Source organism: Bacillus sp. CGMCC 1.60114, from assembly GCF_042676365.1.
GTDB classification, from domain to species: Bacteria; Bacillota; Bacilli; order Bacillales; family Bacillaceae_G; genus Bacillus_A; species Bacillus_A rhizoplanae_A.
On the sequence record NZ_JBHTHG010000084.1, the window covers coordinates 188,753 to 207,174 of the forward strand.

16 protein-coding genes and 1 riboswitch are annotated in these 18,422 nt (G+C 37.1%); of the genes, 9 read left to right on the top strand and 7 right to left on the bottom strand.

Annotated features, from left to right (window positions below):
* Positions 1 to 195: 195 nt before the first annotated feature.
* Both mmuM and mmuP read right to left on the bottom strand, forming a co-directional pair.
* Positions 196 to 1,143: a homocysteine S-methyltransferase gene (mmuM, locus tag ACFQZ1_RS12760; protein WP_377882548.1), complete on the bottom strand. Its 948-nt coding sequence runs from the start codon at positions 1,141 to 1,143 to the stop codon at positions 196 to 198.
* The gene (mmuP, locus tag ACFQZ1_RS12765) at positions 1,118 to 2,527 is read right to left on the bottom strand and encodes an S-methylmethionine permease (RefSeq protein ID WP_377882549.1); all 1,410 of its coding nucleotides are present in this window, start codon (positions 2,525 to 2,527) and stop codon (positions 1,118 to 1,120) included. Before mmuP ends, mmuM begins: the two co-directional genes overlap by 26 nt.
* A gap of 80 nt (positions 2,528 to 2,607) precedes the next feature.
* Positions 2,608 to 2,712: riboswitch (SAM riboswitch) on the bottom strand.
* Between the two features lie 421 nt (positions 2,713 to 3,133).
* On the opposite strand from mmuP, the gene ACFQZ1_RS12770 reads away from it, so the two are divergent.
* From ACFQZ1_RS12770 to gntP, 3 genes are all read left to right on the top strand, one after another.
* Positions 3,134 to 3,865 (top strand): GntR family transcriptional regulator, encoded by a 732-nt coding sequence (locus tag ACFQZ1_RS12770; RefSeq protein WP_377882550.1) that lies wholly within the window; start codon positions 3,134 to 3,136, stop codon positions 3,863 to 3,865.
* Positions 3,858 to 5,393, top strand: coding sequence for a gluconokinase (gntK, locus tag ACFQZ1_RS12775; protein WP_377882551.1), 1,536 nt, complete (start codon positions 3,858 to 3,860; stop codon positions 5,391 to 5,393). The genes ACFQZ1_RS12770 and gntK overlap by 8 nt, the downstream gene beginning before the upstream one ends.
* A gap of 116 nt (positions 5,394 to 5,509) precedes the next feature.
* A complete protein-coding gene (gene gntP / locus ACFQZ1_RS12780) occupies positions 5,510 to 6,856 on the top strand; it encodes a gluconate permease GntP (RefSeq protein WP_377882552.1) in 1,347 nt (448 codons plus the stop codon).
* Between the two features lie 163 nt (positions 6,857 to 7,019).
* On the opposite strand, the gene ppsA is transcribed toward gntP, so the two are convergent.
* Positions 7,020 to 9,620, bottom strand: coding sequence for a phosphoenolpyruvate synthase (ppsA, locus tag ACFQZ1_RS12785; RefSeq protein ID WP_377882553.1), 2,601 nt, complete (start codon positions 9,618 to 9,620; stop codon positions 7,020 to 7,022).
* A gap of 796 nt (positions 9,621 to 10,416) precedes the next feature.
* Between ppsA and ACFQZ1_RS12790 the strand changes: the two genes are divergently transcribed.
* Positions 10,417 to 11,847, top strand: a complete 1,431-nt coding sequence (locus tag ACFQZ1_RS12790; RefSeq protein ID WP_377882554.1) for a PQQ-dependent sugar dehydrogenase — start codon at positions 10,417 to 10,419, stop codon at positions 11,845 to 11,847.
* Between the two features lie 261 nt (positions 11,848 to 12,108).
* On the opposite strand, the gene ACFQZ1_RS12795 is transcribed toward ACFQZ1_RS12790, so the two are convergent.
* The 4 genes from ACFQZ1_RS12795 to ACFQZ1_RS12810 form a co-directional block, all read right to left on the bottom strand.
* Complete coding sequence (locus tag ACFQZ1_RS12795; protein ID WP_377882555.1) at positions 12,109 to 12,642, bottom strand: chloramphenicol phosphotransferase CPT family protein; 534 nt, start codon at positions 12,640 to 12,642, stop codon at positions 12,109 to 12,111.
* Positions 12,636 to 13,157 carry an AAA family ATPase gene (locus ACFQZ1_RS12800; protein WP_377882556.1) on the bottom strand — a complete coding sequence of 174 codons (522 nt, stop codon included), beginning with the start codon at positions 13,155 to 13,157 and terminating at the stop codon, positions 12,636 to 12,638. Before ACFQZ1_RS12800 ends, ACFQZ1_RS12795 begins: the two co-directional genes overlap by 7 nt.
* Positions 13,158 to 13,205: 48 nt before the next feature.
* Positions 13,206 to 13,670 carry a GNAT family N-acetyltransferase gene (locus tag ACFQZ1_RS12805; RefSeq protein ID WP_377882557.1) on the bottom strand — a complete coding sequence of 155 codons (465 nt, stop codon included), beginning with the start codon at positions 13,668 to 13,670 and terminating at the stop codon, positions 13,206 to 13,208.
* Between the two features lie 245 nt (positions 13,671 to 13,915).
* A complete protein-coding gene (locus tag ACFQZ1_RS12810; protein ID WP_377882558.1) occupies positions 13,916 to 14,251 on the bottom strand; it encodes a YrdB family protein in 336 nt (111 codons plus the stop codon).
* Between the two features lie 440 nt (positions 14,252 to 14,691).
* Here ACFQZ1_RS12810 and ACFQZ1_RS12815 point away from each other — a divergent pair, with 440 nt between their 5' ends.
* The 5 genes from ACFQZ1_RS12815 (at position 14,692) to ACFQZ1_RS12835 (ending at position 18,286) form a co-directional block, all read left to right on the top strand.
* Complete coding sequence (locus ACFQZ1_RS12815; protein WP_377882559.1) at positions 14,692 to 15,564, top strand: YitT family protein; 873 nt, start codon at positions 14,692 to 14,694, stop codon at positions 15,562 to 15,564.
* A gap of 234 nt (positions 15,565 to 15,798) precedes the next feature.
* On the top strand, positions 15,799 to 16,140 hold the full coding sequence (locus ACFQZ1_RS12820) for a PadR family transcriptional regulator (RefSeq protein WP_377882560.1): 342 nt from the start codon (positions 15,799 to 15,801) through the stop codon (positions 16,138 to 16,140).
* A complete protein-coding gene (locus ACFQZ1_RS12825; protein WP_377882561.1) occupies positions 16,133 to 16,615 on the top strand; it encodes a hypothetical protein in 483 nt (160 codons plus the stop codon). The genes ACFQZ1_RS12820 and ACFQZ1_RS12825 overlap by 8 nt, the downstream gene beginning before the upstream one ends.
* A complete protein-coding gene (locus ACFQZ1_RS12830; RefSeq protein ID WP_377882562.1) occupies positions 16,612 to 17,139 on the top strand; it encodes a permease in 528 nt (175 codons plus the stop codon). Before ACFQZ1_RS12825 ends, ACFQZ1_RS12830 begins: the two co-directional genes overlap by 4 nt.
* Positions 17,140 to 17,476: 337 nt before the next feature.
* Positions 17,477 to 18,286 (top strand): N-acyl homoserine lactonase family protein, encoded by an 810-nt coding sequence (locus ACFQZ1_RS12835; protein ID WP_377882564.1) that lies wholly within the window; start codon positions 17,477 to 17,479, stop codon positions 18,284 to 18,286.
* Positions 18,287 to 18,422: the final 136 nt, after the last annotated feature.

Sequence of the window (18,422 nt, forward strand, 5' to 3'; positions counted from 1 at the left end):
CTATTAAACTTATTTCGCTATAGAAGCATAATATCCTCTTTACTATCACTTATAGTACGGTTCACCCTAGTGTACTTAAATGAAGTTTTAATTACTCATTTTATTAGCCTTCTTCACACATTATTAATATCTCAAACGAATGATCTAGAAAAGCATTATCCAAATAGATTCTATTTGCTTTGTTCAGATACAAGTCTAGGAAGTCCGCCATATTTTTGAAATCTCCTCAATATGATGAGGTGTGGTTCTGCAGCATCCTCCTATTAACCGAGCCCCTGCATTGTACCATTCTTTAGATTTTATATCGAAACTGTTACATAATTGTTGACCAGACCATGTTTTGGTTTCTGGACTATAGATTTCACCTGAGTTCGGATAAACAAGAATCGGTTTTTTTGTGTTTCTACTCAATTCTTGGATAGCCCCTGTAACAACAGCTACTGGTGCACAATTGATACCAATTGCTGCAATTTGTTCACTTCCCTCAAACAACTTTGCACAATCCGCAAGCTTAGTACCATCACTTATCGCTTTCTCATTTTTTAAAGAAAATGATAGCCAAGCATATGTTTCTGGAAAATCCCGCAATAATGAATCTAATACTTTTGCTTCTTGCAAGGAAGGAATCGTCTCAAAGGCTAATAGATCGGCCCCCGCTTCAATCAACGCTGACATTCTTGTACGATGAAATTCTGCTAACGTTTCATCTGTGACACCGTAATTGCCAATATATTCTGAACCATCTGCCAAGTAAGCTCCATAAGGACCGATAGATGCAACAACCAATGGTTTAGGCCTATTCGTTTGCGTATTCTTCTTCCAGTAATCATCCCTTGCTCTTCTTGCAAGTAACACTGTTTGCTTAATTAACTCTAAAGCTTCCTTTTCTTGTATTCCGCGCCCAGAAAAACCATCAACAGTAGCTTGATAGCTTGCCGTAATGGCACAGTCCGCTCCAGCATGAAAATAGTCAGAGTGGACCTTATAAATTAATTCCGGATTCTCAAGTAATACACGTGCTGACCAAAGGGAATCGTTCAAATTACATCCGTGTGACTCCAGTTCTGTAGCCAGCGCTCCGTCAAGCAGCATAATTGAATGTTGAGATAAAATTGCATCAATTGGATTGATTTTGTTGGACATAATCTATTCCCCTTTTCTTTACATTTTGTGTTAGATAATAACTTCCGTAGCAAAACAATATAAATGGAACACCACAATATAAAGCAATTCGTTGTGTAGGATCAAACGCAATCCCGACACATGACGCAAAACAAATGATAAAAGAAGCGATTGGTACCAGCGGATAGAATGGTGTACGATAGACCAAGTCATCTGCAGAATTTCCTTCTTTTACATATTGTCTGCGAAATAGGAACTGTGAAGCACTAATACTCATCCAAACTACAACCACTGCTAAACCTGAAATGGAAACTAGCACAATATACACAGTATCCGGTGCCACGATACTTGAGAACAGAGCCAAAGCTCCTCCCAACATGCTGAAAATGACCGCATTGATTGGAACACCCTGTTTTGTCATTTTTGCAAAAATAGGAGATATTGTGTTCTTATTGGCAAGCGACCACAGCATTCTAGAAGAGGCATAAAGACCTGAGTTTGCAGCAGATAGAATAGCCGTTAGTATAACGAAATTCATAATATCTGCCGAATATGGCACCCCAACTCGTTCAAGAACGGCAACAAAGGGGCTCTCTAATACTCCTGCATCGGAACTAGGTAATAACGCAGATAAAACAATGATCGTTCCTACAAAAAAGATAATCAATCTCCACAAAGTAATACGAATGGCCTTAGGTATCGCTGTTTCTGGATTCACTGTTTCACCGGCCGCAATTCCTATTAATTCCGTTCCTGAAAAAGCAAAATTAACGGCAAGCATCGTCATTATAATGGCAAAAGCACCATGAGGAAATAGACCTGTACTTATAAAGTTAGAAAAGAATGGCGCTGGCTTTGAATGAGCCATCGGAACAAAACCTACTATTGCTGCTGCTCCTAAAACAATAAATATTACAATAGCTATTACCTTTATAGAGGCAAACAAAAATTCAGATTCAGCAAAAAATTTAACCGTCAGTACATTTAATACAAAGATTAAAATGGCAAAAAGTGCACTCCATATCCAGACATTGATGGATGGAAACCATCTCTGCATAAGCAACCCTGCAGCAGTAAATTCAGAACCTAAAGCAACAGTCCAAGTTAACCAGTACAACCAAGCTACGGTATACCCTGTCCCTGGTCCAATGTATTTAGATGCATAACTATGAAATGCACCTGTTTCAGGCATATGTACGGAAAGCTCACCTAAACACAGCATAACTAGATAAACCACTAGTGCACCAATCAGGTAGGAAAGAATTGTACCAAATGGGCCAGCTTGTTGAATCGTGTAACCTGAACTTAGAAATAATCCAGTTCCAATTACTCCACCAAGTGATAACATAACTAAATGACGTGCTTGCATTTTCCTTTGAAATTCTTTCCTATTTTGGTTTTCCATTCCTACTCTCCTCCTACTATCCAGAGAAAACAAAAACGCACTCTATAAAAGAGTGCGTGGCTGACAAATAAAAACGTACCCTCCTATCTATCAGGTTCATCACCCGCTGGAATTAGCACAGTATCTTAAGCAGACCTGTTGCTGAGGTTTCGTAGGGCCAGTCCCTCCACCTCTCTGGATAAGAATATTTTTTTATAACCTTATCAATCTATGTAAAAATTGTCAATGTGTTTCTGCACTTATAAATACCTCCTAATTTATTTACTTGTTTTTCCCGCTATTCGCTGGCAGTAAGATCCTTTATTCAGAAAGGAATAAAGAAAATATGCAGAGAATAACTGCTGGCATGTGCCCGATTGGTTCAATTAACCATTAATAGGAGCTGCCACCACTGATGGAAGTTTCACTTTATAAAACGTATTTATCTTCCGTATATAAACTGGAAAATAAAGTTTGTTTATCATTCCTTATTATTCTAAACTCTCATCAAACTTGAACAAATACTGAAGGGGATCTAGACGAAACAAAATAAAAGCGCTTGCATAATTAAAAATCCGAGTTATAATACTTGTATACAAGTATACTTGATTAACATGAGGTGACGTTATGACGGAATCAATGGAATTTCTTTATCCTGAAAAATGGCTTTCAAAAGCTTCTACTGGTGATCGTGTTGCAAGCGAACTTAGAATGCGTATTATTGCAGGTAAAATTGAAAGCGGTATCATTCTATCGGAAAATAAATTAGCTGCCGATTTTTCTGTAAGTCGGTCACCCGTTCGTGAAGCATTAAAAGTACTAGCTTCTGAAAATATAATTCGCTTAGAAAGAATGGGCGCCGTTGTCATTGGTTTAACCGAAAAAGAAATCGAAGAAATATATGATGTCCGTTTACTCATAGAAACGTTTATCTTTGAACGACTTGTAAAGATGGACACGAATGAGTTAGTAAAGGAACTAAATAAAATTATGGAAATGATGAAAATCGCCATCAAATATCATGATGCTGATGAGTTTTCTTATCAAGATGTCTTATTCCATGAAACGATTATTCGCACCATTCAGCATTCCCACATCCTGATGATTTGGAATAATTTAAAGCCTGTTATGGAAAGTTTAATCCTTTTATCAATGCGTACCCGCTTCAAGGAAAAGTATGAAGACTTTGAACGGGTTATTAAAAATCATGAGCTTTATATAAAAGCAATCGAATCAAAAGATCGAGCTCTCATGATTAAAGCCTTACATCAAAACTTTGATGATGTTCAAGGGAAAGTTGAAGATCTCTGGATGTCACAACAAATGTTATCTAAAGGAGTAGAGCAAGAACATGAGTAGCTATATGTTAGGTATAGATATCGGTACAACAAGTACCAAAGCTGTATTATTTACTGAAAAAGGCGAAGTCATCCAAACAGAGAATATTGGTTACCCACTTCGCACACCGGATATATCCACAGCGGAACAAGATCCAGAAGAGATTTTCCAAGCTGTTTTACAAGCAATTTCAAATATAATGAAACATCATTCAGATAAAAAACCATCGTTTATTTCATTTAGCAGTGCTATGCATAGTGTCATTGCCATGGACGAAAATGCCCAGCCGCTGACACCTTGCATCACCTGGGCAGATAATCGCAGTGAAGCATGGGCACGTAAAATCAAAGATGAACGGAATGGCCATGAAGTTTATAGACGAACAGGAACACCCATTCACCCTATGTCACCATTAAGTAAAATTACTTGGATTGTGAATGACCATCCTGAAATCGCTGTTAAAACGAAAAAATATATTGGAATAAAAGAATATATCTTTAAAAAATTCTTTGATCAATATGTTGTCGATCATTCCATCGCCTCATGCATGGGGATGATGAATCTACAAACGCTAGATTGGGATGAAGAAGCTTTAAAAATTGCTGGTATAGCACCTGCTCAATTATCTGAGCTCGTACCAACCACTACGATATTTAGCAACTGCAATCCGGATTTAGCCAAAAAGATTGGTATCGATCCACAAACACCATTTGTCATTGGTGCTAGTGATGGAGTGCTTTCTAATCTAGGTGTGAATGCAATTAGAAAAGGCGAGATTGCGGTCACAATTGGGACAAGTGGTGCTATTCGAACCATTATTGACAAGCCGCAAACAGATAAAAAAGGAAGAATATTCTGTTATGCCCTAACAGAAAAGCATTGGGTAATTGGTGGACCGGTAAACAATGGCGGCATGGTCCTTCGCTGGATTCGCGATGAACTTGCTTCATCAGAAGTAGAAACTGCAAAAAGACTAGGAATTGATCCATACGATGTATTAACCAAAATCGCTGAACGTGTAAGGCCTGGTGCAGACGGATTATTATTCCATCCATACCTCGCAGGTGAACGTGCGCCATTATGGAATCCAGATGTACGTGGCTCCTTCTTCGGTTTAACGATGTCACATAAAAAGGAACATATGATTCGCGCAGCCTTAGAAGGCGTTATTTATAATTTATATACTGTATTTTTAGCATTAACTGAATGCATGGACAGTCCTGTGACCCGTATTCAAGCAACAGGAGGCTTCGCAAGGTCTGACGTTTGGCGACAAATGATGTCCGATATTTTCGCATCTGAAGTCGTTGTTCCAAAAAGCTACGAAAGCTCCTGTCTAGGTGCATGTATATTAGGTCTCTATGCTACAGGAAAAATTGATTCTTTTGAAATCGTTTCCGAAATGGTTGGCAGCACCTACAAACACACACCGAAAGAAGAAGCAACAAAAGAATACAGACAATTACTGCCGATATTTATTAACCTATCAAGAGCATTAGAAGAAGATTATACACGAATTGCTAATTATCAAAGAAATTTAATACAGTAAAACTTTCATCAGTGATCCCCCACTTCCTCGTTTCTCTTTGAATCTTGAAGTGGGGGCTTACTGCCCGCGAATAGCGGGATAAACACAAATACAGCTAATATTAGGGGGAAATTACAATGCCATTAGTCATTGTAGCAATTGGGATTTTAGCATTACTTTTACTGATAATGCGCTTTAAATTAAACACCTTTATTTCATTAATCATTGTATCATTTGGCGTTGCTTTAGCACTTGGAATGCCACCAGAAAAAATTGTCAAAACGATTGAAGCAGGATTAGGCGGCACACTTGGCCATTTAGCACTCGTTTTTGGACTTGGTGCGATGTTAGGTAAGTTGCTCTCAGATTCTGGGGGCGCACAACGCATTGCCATGACCCTTGTGAATAAATTTGGTAAAAAGAACATTCAATGGGCTGTCGTGACTGCCTCATTTATTATCGGTATTGCATTATTTTTTGAAGTAGGATTAGTATTATTAATTCCGATTGTATTTGCTATTTCAAGAGAATTAAAAGTTTCTATCTTGTATCTCGGTATTCCGATGGCAGCAGCTTTATCTGTGACACACGGATTTTTACCGCCACACCCAGGACCAACCGCTATTGCTGGTGAATTGCATGCAAACATCGGTGAAGTATTACTTTATGGTTTTATGATAGCGGTTCCAACAGTTATTTTAGCTGGACCTGTATTTACTAAAATTGCGAAAAAGCTAGTACCTGAAGCATTCAACAAAACTGGTAATATCAAATCTCTAGGTGAACAGAAAGTATTTAAACTTGAAGACACACCTAGTTTTGGAATCAGTGTTTTTACCGCTTTACTGCCTGTTATTTTAATGGCAATCGCTACGATTATTACTTTGCTGCAAAAAACAATGGGATTTAAAGATAATAGTTTACTAGCAGCCATCCAGTTTATTGGGAATGCTGATACTGCCATGTTGATATCCTTATTAGTTGCTATCTATACAATGGGACTCTCAAGAAATATTCCAATCAAAAGCGTGATGGAATCTTGTACAACAGCGATTTCAAATATCGGGATGATGCTCTTAATCATTGGTGGAGGCGGAGCCTTCAAACAAGTATTAATTGATGGCGGCGTTGGTAACTATGTAGCCGAATTATTCAAAGGAACTTCATTATCACCAATCTTGCTTGCCTGGATCATCGCTGCCATCTTACGTATTTCCTTAGGATCTGCTACGGTTGCTTCATTAACAACTGTCGGTTTAGTGATTCCGATGTTAGGTCACTCTGACGTTAACCTTTCTTTAGTTGTCCTTGCAACAGGAGCTGGTAGTTTAATTGCTTCACACGTGAACGATGCTGGTTTCTGGATGTTCAAAGAATACTTTGGTTTAAGTATGAAAGAAACATTTGCAACATGGACCTTACTTGAGACTATCATTTCCGTATCTGGATTAGGATTTACATTATTACTAAGCTTATTTGTATAAATCTTTCTAGACAGCAAAACCCTCACTTAAGTGAGGGTTTTGCTGTCTATTTATCTAAGAAAAAGGATTTCAAAAATATGAGTATTTTTTCTAATTATAGTTTTAACACATGAATGATTCTCCTAATTCGAATGCTCTTCTTTTATGACTTAAATGTAATGAATTATAGTATTTCTATATACCCTTCTGCTCCATTCACCCTGATCCTTTGTCCATCCTTGATCAGCTTCGTAGCATTTTCCACCCCAACAACTGCTGGTAAGCCATATTCACGTGCGATAACTGCTCCATGGGTCATCAATCCACCAACTTCGGTGACTAAGCCTTTTATGGATACAAACAATGGTGTCCAGCTAGGGTCAGTAAAGGAGGTGACTAATATATCTCCATCTTCTAGATCAGCATCTTCCATGTTTAAGATGACACGTGCTCTTCCCTCTATAACTCCGGAAGAAACAGGTAGACCTACAATAGCTTCGGCCGGGAGATTTTCTCGTTTATACTCACCCGTAATGATTTCACCATCAGACGTGATAACACGTGGGGGAGTTAGTTTTTCATATAGTTTGTACTCTTCTTTTTGTTTGCTAATGATTTGGTAATCCAGTTTATTTGTGCGTACGACTTCGCGAAGTTCTTCAAAGGTGAGATAGTATATATCTTCTTTTTCATGAATAACGTTGTCTTGTACGAGTTGTTCGGCTTCTTTCAGTAAAGCCTGCTTATAAACGAAGTAGCGATTAACCATGCCGTATTTTGGATATTCCCGATAACCGATGAAATTCCGGATTAGGTCGATCTTTCTTTTTGTTTCTTTGGCTTTTTGTTCACCATCCGGTAATTGCTTCAATCGATCTAATAACTCTTGTTCTTTTTTCAAAGCTTCCTGTCGCCCTTGCTCAAATTTTCGATTGCTAGCATTTGGCTCAAAGTTTTTGATGTTACCCAGAATCATGGGGACAAGTGTAGTTGGTTGTTCGCTCCAACGACTTCTAGTAATATCGATTTCTCCGGCACACCTCATTCCGTATTTGCTGAGATAAGCATAGATAGCGTCTTGGGCTTCCCGTCCACCATCAAACTTAACCAGTTCATCCAAAAAGTTATCATCTTTTACATGTTGTAAATAATCAATTACTTCGGGATAAGGGCGAATCACATCTGCGACATCCAATAGCGCCAGACCCATTTCCGAAGTAATATTGTTTGGTACAGATTGAGAAAGCGTGTCTGCTGCGTTTTTTTCACCTAACCACTCGTTCATTTTTTCATTGACCCATGTTGAAGCATTTATGGCAGCCATAAATACAGCTGAACTTTGTGGGTCAAATAAAATCTTCTTTAATTCCTGAATATCTTCTAGAATAAAATCAAATAAATCTGATCCTGATTTCATTTGGATGTTTTGTTTTAACTCTTCTATGGATGTTTGACTACGCTTAATCAAATCAGAAACGATTGATGGATTGTTTTCGATTTGTGCCAGCATATCTGTATTGTCTCTTCTGGGATTTGGTGCTTTATTATCATTTGGTAACGATTTTATAAAATCTCCTCGATCAATGATGTTCATAAGTGCGTCTTTCATGAGCGGATCGTGTTGTCCCATGGCATTTAATAAAATGTTTCTATTGATAGATGAAGCAAGTTGATGTGTGACATCAACAAACAACCTTCCACCAGCTTTACGCATAGGAGCGGGAGTCGTTAACAGGAAGAATGACAATCCCAATGGTTTTATGGGATCGGTCATCATTTGTTGGTGACCGACAGATACATAAACGTGATTTTCTTGATCATTCGCTTCAGGGATGGGGAAAAGAGTCGTGATTGGACGACTCTGGACAATGTAAAATGTATCATCAGCCAAACACCATTCGATATCCTGTGGGCAACCAAAATAAGCTTCGATCTGTCTTCCGATACGTGCTAGATGTAAAATTTGTTGTTCAGTAAGCGTTTGAGTCTTTTGCTGATCAGGATCTATCTGCTGTGTCTCTGTTCCGCCTTCTTTTCGTCCATAGATAGCCAATTTTTTAGTTGCAATCATTTTATCGATAATCTTTTCTTCTTGCACCTTATAGCAATCGGCAGATACTAAGCCGGAGACCAGTGCTTCTCCTAGTCCAAAGCTAGCTTCGATTGATAGCACCTTTCGATTGGAAGTAATCGGATCAGCGGTAAATAAAATTCCTGAAGCCTGTGGGAACACCATCCGTTGAATAATAACGGATAAATACACTTGGCTGTGGTCAAATCCGTTTTGCATACGGTAAATCACGGCACGATCCGTAAATAGGGAAGCCCAACATTTACTGATGTGCCGCAAAATGGATTCTTTTCCGATGATATTTAAATAGGTGTCTTGCTGACCGGCAAAAGAGGCATATGGTAAATCTTCAGCAGTTGCACTGGAACGCACTGCATAAGCATGTTCATCGCCAAACTGGGAGAGATAGTAAGCAACAGCTTTCACAACATCGGAAGGAATCTCTACTTCCATAATGATTTTCCGAATCTTCCTGCTGATTTCACCAATTTGATCTCGATCCCCTACTTTTAACAGTGTTAGTTGATCCAGTAATTGATGAAGCTCCACATTTTTCCCAACGACTCTTTTATAAGCCTCAGTGGTAACACAAAATCCTTCTGGCACTTGTATTCCATGAATCTTCGATAGTTCCCCCAAATTCATGCCTTTGCCACCGACCAACATTTGTCTCGTTTTATCGATTTCCCGAAACTCTAGTACATATGGTTTCATTTCTTTCCCTCCCATTTATCGTTCAATACCAAGACGAATCATATGACAAAAATTGTTCATCTAATCAACCAATTACGCTGTCCACTCGTTCTTGCTCCTGGCGAAGTTCCATGTTCATATCAAACACTCCTTTAAAAAAATAAAAATAGGAGTTGACTAAAAAGGATTTTATGATGTATAATTAAAATAGGGATAATTTACACAAAAAATCCATTGTCAGTGTATCTATATAAATTTACCACAGTTTCTCATTTTTATCAATGTATTTACATGACCATAATTGTTGCAAATTCAAAGGAAGAAAAACCCCATTTTCCAAGACAAATGACTCACAAAAAATGATATCCAAATATCCAATTATTTAGTGTAGCGTCAGGAAAATACGAATTTACAACGTTAAGAAATTCCAATATGAAAAGCCCAACTTCTTAGTATTAATATTAAGAAATTGGGCTTTTTCGTTATCCTATTAAAGCGCCCGATTGTGGAAGATCTTATTGAAGATAAGCATCCGTTACTTTCAGTGATTCATTCACAATATTATTAAGTACATTCCCTTTTACTTTCAGTAATGTACTGAAATCCATACAGTAAAAACACCATCTACAATTGCGTTGAGTAATATAAACAGTTTGAAATTTCTATTTGTCCATCTTAATATTCACATAGAATCTACCAAAAACGGACCAATATGAAAAGGAAATTCCCCTAATTCCCCGTCCCTAATTTGATAATAATAGAACAATTCTAATCATATTCTTATAAAAGAAAACTATGAGAAGGAGTGTAAAATTAGTTGATAAAAGTTAAGGTTCGTTTACGACCCATTGTAAGTAAGATAAATTTACCCACTGTTTTAAAAACAACGATACTTCCGGGTGACTCAATTGAAAGATTATTTATTGCAACCCAGGTAGGAGAGATCTTTTACATAGGAAACGGAGTTATCAAGACTTTTTTAGATATTCGCCCGCGAATCATAAAATTAGGTACATCTGAACAAGGTGTTTCTGGTAGTGGATATGATGAACGGGGATTGCTAGGGCTAGCGTTTCATCCAGAATTTTATTATAACGGTTTGTTTTATCTTCATTATTCAGTAGCTGGAACACAAGGTCCAGGGGCTCTTTCTGAACATTTTAAGCCTAACCCGTGTGATCCCAGTACTTTAAACCTAAGGTGGACAAATAGAGAAACTCAATATGATCATATTGATACAGTTGAAGAATGGATTTTACAATCGAATGGCCAACCTCAAAAACGACGGACATTACTTAACATAAGAAGACCATTTTTTAATCATAATGGTGTCAATAGCTTAAACTTTTCACCTGAAACCGGAAAACTTGTTTTAACAACTGGCGATGGTGGAGCAGGCTATGATCCATTTAATTTAAGTCAGGACGATATGGAAATAGCCGGTAAAATCATTGAAATTGATGTAGTTAAGAATACATTTATCAATAATCCACCCGTAGTCACACGTTTTAATGAACTTCCCTCACCTATTCAGGAAACGCTTACGGTAATTGCCAAAGGGGTTCGTAATATAACAGGCATTTCATTTCAAAGGTTTTATAATCAGTATATCAAATATGTAGGGATTGTCGGACAGGATTTGGTAGAGTCGATTTTTTCATTCGTACATTATAAACCAATACCGGTTACTCAGCTTATTCAAGCTTCTTTAATGGAATCGAACCCTGACCCAGACGGACTTATTAATTTTGGTTGGCGGGGGTGGGAAGGTGCTTTTCCTACTGCGTTTATAAGTGGATGTTCTGCGAATCCGACTTTGGTTGAGAAAACAATTGCTTATTACAATGAAACAGTAAAGACTTTAGTAGGGCGTCTACAACCTTTAACTAGTTATTTTCATAAAGATCCCAGACCCGACAAGTTTGGAGGAACTGCACTTACAGGAGTCCAGCCATATATGGGGAATGGAATCCCAAATTTAACGGGAAGCGTTGTGTTTACAGATTTTTCCCAGCAAGAAGAATCTCGGCCTCCGGTTAGAGGGGTTTTAGCTTATACTAGCTTAAGTACAGATTGTAAACTAAATGATTTTAGTGTTATTGAAACCGATTATAATTTTGGGTCTCAATCATCTTATTATGTTAGTTTGGGAACGAATCTGGACCAAACTAGACTATATTTAGGGGTTTACGGCTCTATGAAAGTGACTGATTTTAACCAAGGTACTGTTTTTGAAATTGTTCCGTGATTTATAACTATAAAATTCGACGGCTGGGGTATTTGTCATACATTTATGGCGATAAAGAAGGAGAAAATTTCAAAATAGAGCGAATTGTAGCTTTGGAATAAAGTTTGTTCAAAAATGTTTTGCAAACCCTTATTTAGTGAGAATCAAAATGGATTCTTATCCAGCAGGTCTATATTTCGGTTTTATAAAAAGTTTGATCATTTTCTGCCTGTGTTACTCCACAATCGCGCCCGTTTGCTTAAAAACACCTCGTAGGTTCTTCTATGGGGTGTTTTTTTGCCAGATCATTCGGGCACATTCTTCTGGCGATGTCTTTGTTGTGTCGACTTTGATGTCATAATGTATGCCAACGTGAACCGAAGTCGCTTGTGAAACTGCCATTCCTGCAACGCGGTCCGCTCGTTCCCTCTCACGAGTGGACGCCACAATAGGGTCACAGAAAACACCAACCCACAGCACCTGCAATCCTTCCAAGGCAGCTTTCCAACGATTACAAGAATCTACTCCGCTAATGAAGACATCGTCGATAATCACTCGGGCCCCTCTACGGACCATCTCGCCAATACCATGCATCCATGCAAATTCTAATGTACGAAATTCCGTACCTGGACTGACAGACCCATCGTCACCGAATTGAATTCCGCTGTCTGCCTCCATCATTGCACCCGGCATGGCGTCGATTAAATCGTCGATACTGAACCTTAACCATGACGTTGGCAATGAATTTTGAAGACATTTTGCGATAGTGGTTTTCCCGGAACTCGATCCACCATTCAGAATAATTACGTCTACCATACCTTTAACCTCTCTTTATCAACTTCCCTGTTATCTTTTACCACAACAAGTTTATCGTTATGCTCCCTTAACATATGTAAAATCTCCGCTTTACTCCCCCTTTCAAAATCGTTTGTCCATTTAAACATCATCAAAAACATTTTGAAAGTAGGTTTATAGTTCGCCTTTTCAAGTCTTAGTAATTGTAAAGCGAATCGTTTTGTTATTCTATATATCCTTTTCGAAAGAGCTACATCTAAAAATATGATCATATCCGCATGTTGAAAGCTTGGAGCTACCCATTTATGATGAGCCCCTTCAACAATCCAAGGATTTGAACTGACAATATCATTCAATTGCGCATCTCTTTCTTCAGGCGTATTTCTTATATCTCCATTTTCAGACCTTCTCCAAACAACGTTATCTAGCTCGTAATATGGAATATTTAACTCCGAAGACAATGTTCTTGCTAAGGTTGTTTTTCCGCTCCCAACAGAGCCGATGATATGAATTTTATTAGGAAATTTACTTGTCAATACGATCACCACTCTATAAATTTCTATATATACATTTTCTTTGCCTACCTACATCTTCTTCCCCATTCTCCAACAACATTGATTGTAAGAATTTCGCTCTTCTCCTAGTATTTCGAGTCCTTGTTTCTCATAAAATTTAATCGCTCTCAAATTAGACTGTGCAACGCGCAGATGATATTCAAATACATTACGTTTTTTAAATTGCTCCTCCGCATATTGAAACAGTTCATGACTATATCCCTTCCCGCGCCCCTCTGGAATTACATACACAAAACTTACATACCCAACCTCTCTTCCTTCATAGCTATCATACCTTAGAACTAATTCCCCAACTGCCTGTTGATCACGTTCCAATAAAATGAATCCTTCAGGAAAATTCAATTGCTTTTGCTTTGCATATTTGATGTATTCGTCTTCGTTAAACTCCAATTCTTCTCCTTCACCTGTATCTGTAAAAAATCTAATGATCGTCTGTTTATCTTTTTCTATATCGACAAGCCGAAACGTAAGCATTGGCATCATTTCCTTTCACTTCATACTTACTTTCATCGTACACTATCTTTTACTCCGGTAAAATGAGCCAAAACTTTAGGATACATATAAGAGATACTTATCAATCTAACAACCTCTTATTCAATTACCCTGCCTCGTTAATTAAATGTCTCTGTTAAACTTAATTGTTGATTATCCTATAGAAAAACGAGAAGTAATGCGTGGTATCAACCTATTACTTGTGCTGAACTAGTTGATATTTCTAATTATTGTTTCCAAATAATGAGTAAAATGCGGTTAATTATGAATGCCATTCCAAGAATAATAGCTAAGATTGGTTTATCAACAAAATACAGGGCGGATGAGGTAACTCCGAAGATTATTAATTCCAGAAGAAATCTGTACGGTTCTGGCAGTCTCAACGATGCTTTAGGTGCAATGAAAGTCCCCCATAATATCGCCAATAGTAATGGTGAGCCAATACAAAAAACAAATTTTGTATACACGCTTTTCCCGACTTGAAAGCCCCAATAACCTAGTGATACAAGGGCACATAACTCTAGAAGAAAACGAATAGCTAAATTTACAGATTTTATAAACATGAAAGAACACTCCTTTGAAAAGTATGTCTTTTTGATATATCCCAGTTCTTCACCAACAACGTTTTCTTGGATTTTGAAGTAGGGGTCCCATATTAATAGAAAACCTTCACCAATCAAGCGCATGCCAGCAGTTATCCACCTATCTTCTTTGTTTACCTCTAAATCTTGGGGGTCTTACTGTCCGCGAATAGCGGGATAAATTACTATCATCCTCAATCATAGCTTTCAGATTTTATTCGTTTCATCCATTTTGACAAAAATCAAAGGGAAATTGGATATATTTTTACATTTTAGGAAAGATTGTTAACTTTTCTATATAAAGGGGCAGTGTCGAGAAATATTTTGCTGATAATATGTTAGAATAGTTATTAGGAATGGGTCTAACTCATTAAAATCGTGTAGGAACGAAAAAAGAACATAATTTGAAATGGAGGAATTATATGAGTATAAGTAAAAAACGCAAGTCCAATAAACTAAAAATCATTTTTCGAGTATTAATGATTATTATTGGGGCATTTATAACAGCATATGGACTAGAATCAGTATTAATCCCAAACAACGTTTCAGATGGTGGTGTGACAGGTTTAAGTATCGTTAGCTCAGAACTACTTGGATTACCATTAGGACTTCTAATTGCAATCATTAACATCCCGTTTGTTTGGTTAGGGTATAAGCAAATTGGTAAAAATTTTGCTATTTATTCGGTTATCGGTATTGCTTCACTAGCAATCGGTACCGTTCTTATGCACAACGTACGAACTATTATTCACGGTGATACATTGTTAATTACCGTTGTTGGCGGGATTATCATCGGTTTTGGTATGGGGTTAGCATTGCGTAATGGCGGCGCATTAGATGGAATTGATATGTTAGCCGTATTACTCTCTCGAAAATTACCTTTTGGGACAAGTGACCTCATCTTATTTTTAAACATGTTTGTCTTTATTTTTGTCTCAACAATATTTGGCCTTGAAGGAGCTATTCTTTCAGCCATTGCTTACTTTATTGCTTCTAAAGTCATTCACATCGTTGAAGTAGGTTTAAGTGGTTCTAAAACATTTAAAATTATCACAAAAGAACCTGCATTAATGGTAGAGACGATTCGAGAACGCTTAGGTCGAAGTGCAACTTATAATGAAGTTTACGGCGGTTATTCACATGAAAAATTTAAAGAAATCACTTGTGTCATTAACCGTTTAGAAGAAAGTAAAATGAAAGAAATCATTCATGAAATTGATGAAAGTGCCTTTGTTACAGTATATGACGTAGCAGAAGTAAAGGGCGGTAATTTCAGAAAACATGATATTCATTAATGATAACCTAGAACAGTTTCATATAGTTTCACAAAAAATCACCTTTTAGTTTGACTAAAAGGTGATTTTTTGTGAATTGACATGACATTATATTAAATTCATGCTGTCAGTAACATATTACTGTTGTTGACAGTATAATATTATTAACAGTATACTGTTAATAACAGTAATGATTTTAATGTTATGTTAACGAAAAAAATTTTTTACATTTAAAGTTAGGAGGTTATATATTTCATGAAACATACAGGGAGACATACAGGTGCATTTCTTTTGCTGTTTTTAACAGAGGGAGATAGCTATGGAGGGAAACTTCTGCAGAAATGTGAAGAAGAGCTTCCCATTAATCCAATTGATAGTGCCATCATATATCGCACACTAAAAAAATTAGAGAAAGAAGGTGCTGTTGAGTCTTATTTAGATACATCTGATCAAGATAAGCCGATAAAGATGTACAAAATTACTACAGCTGGAAAAAAACAATTAGAAGATTTTCAAATAGATATTGAAGAAAAAATTAAGAATTTATCATTTTTCTTAAACAAATATAACGAATGGAAGGAGTCTGATCATGATTAATGGTGCTATCCTTTACACTATAGCTATTATTCTTATCAGTATTTCTTTTATAAAAGATCGAGATAAAACAAAAGATGCTCTATTAAAGTCATGGAAAATGTTTCGTAATCTTATACCTTCCATGCTATCCATTATGCTGTTCGTCGGACTATCACTGTCTATATTAACGCCTTCCTTCATTTCTTCCATCATTGGGGAAAAATCTGGATTCATCGGTATTGTTTATTCAGCATTAATTGGCTCTGTTGCACTCATTCCAAGCTTTGTTGTGTTTCCTCTTGGAAATACATTAGTCCAAAATGGTGCGGGCCTCCCTCAAGTTGCGGCATTAATGTCTACATTAATGTCAGTAGGAATCACAACTTTACCGATGGAACAAAAGATATTTGGGCGAAGTTTTGCTTATTCTCGTAATGCATCTGCATTGTTAATGTCTCTCATATTTTCGTATATTATTTGGGTGGTGATGGGATGAATGAATTAAGAAGATATCGTTTCTTTTTTATTTTACTATTGGGACTCATTATATTGACTTTTATAAACCAATCGTTGGGATGGAACGCATTTCAATTAACAGGAAAAAGTATTTTAGATATGCTGTTTCTACTCCCTCCTGTCTTACTATTCGTAGGATTGCTTGACCAGTGGGTGAAGAAAGAAACATTAATTAAATATATGGGGGAAAAATCTGGAATCTATGGCATCTTGTTCTCCCTATTATTAGGAGGAATTGCAGCTGGTCCCCTCTATGTTGCTTTTCCAATCGCGGCACTTTTATTAAAAAAAGGAGCGAGCATACGATACATTGTATTTTTTCTAGGAGTTTGGACAACTGCAAAATTACCGGTTATGGTGTATGAATTTGCTTCATTTGGAGCTAAATTTACACTCATCCACATTTGTTTTGGTCTATTATTTTTCTATGTAATGGGTATTATTTATGAGAAGTTTTATGACCAACGACAACTGTTAAAGTATGATATAACTAAAGAAGTTTAGATTTTATAAAGTAAAACTTCCATCAGTGGGAATTTTCTTCATCCCCCACCTATTTTCTTTGCTTCTCTCTGAATCTTGAGGTGGGGCTCCTACTGCCCGCGAATAGCGGGATAAACGAGAGCCTTTCTTGAAAAGGACCTATTCATTACTCAAATCACTAAGTCCATTAAAATTTTAAAAATAACTTCATTTCCATTCACCTCGCATTCAACATAATCTCTAACTAATTCACTATTACATGAAACATAACCTTAACAATAAATAAATTGTAATTATCTTCAAAAAACATACAATTATCTTATAATTAACCCTATTTTTATCGAGAGGTGATTGAGTGATGGGAAGTAAAATACATGTATGGCATACAGGGCAAGTATACATCGATCAAGCAATGGCATTTCAGGAAAAAACTTTGCACCCTATGCCCTATACTGGCTGGCTAAGAAGTGCCGCTAAAAAAAGATGGGTACCCGTCTCCACGTACTTGATTGAACATCCAAAAGGATTGATCTTAGTTGACACAGGATGGCATGAGGATATAAGAACAAATCAAAGAAAGCATTTAGGATGGCTTACTTCTACTATGTTTAAAGGTAATTTACCAAAGAGACAGTCTATTGCGGAAAGACTTCAAGCAAAAGGAATTCAGAACAAGGACATTGATTATGTATTACTAACTCATCTTCACTCAGATCATGTAAGCGGAGTAAAGCACGTGGCAGATGCCAAGCATATTTTAACAAGTGACCTAGAGTGGACTGCCGCCCAAAAAGATGTTGGATACATTCGTCCCATGTGGGAAGGTGTCAACATCTCTACTTTTGAATTACAAAAAATTCCGCACGGCCCCTATCAGCTAGGATATGATTTATTCCAAGATGGTTCTCTCTATATGGTACATACCCCTGGGCATAGTAAAGGACTATTTTCTGTATTAGTACAAACGAATAGAGGTTGGGTATTATTAGCTAGTGATGTCGGCTATTCAAACCGATCCTGGGAACAAAATATATTACCTGGAGTAACGGCTGATAAGGTTGCTGCCCAGAAATCTTTAGATTGGGTGAGAGAATTTAGAAAAAGAGATGATTGCGTGCAAGTGATGGCAAATCATGATCCCAATATCGAGGAGCAAATTATTGAATAAGAAAAATATTTGACAGAGACTATTTCAGTCTCTGTCATTTTTGTGGCCTGAAACTAGCTAAGTCTGAAGTCTGATATAAAAATCAAGCTCTAGCACAATTATGAAAGCTTTAGAAAAAGGTAATATGGAACCAAGA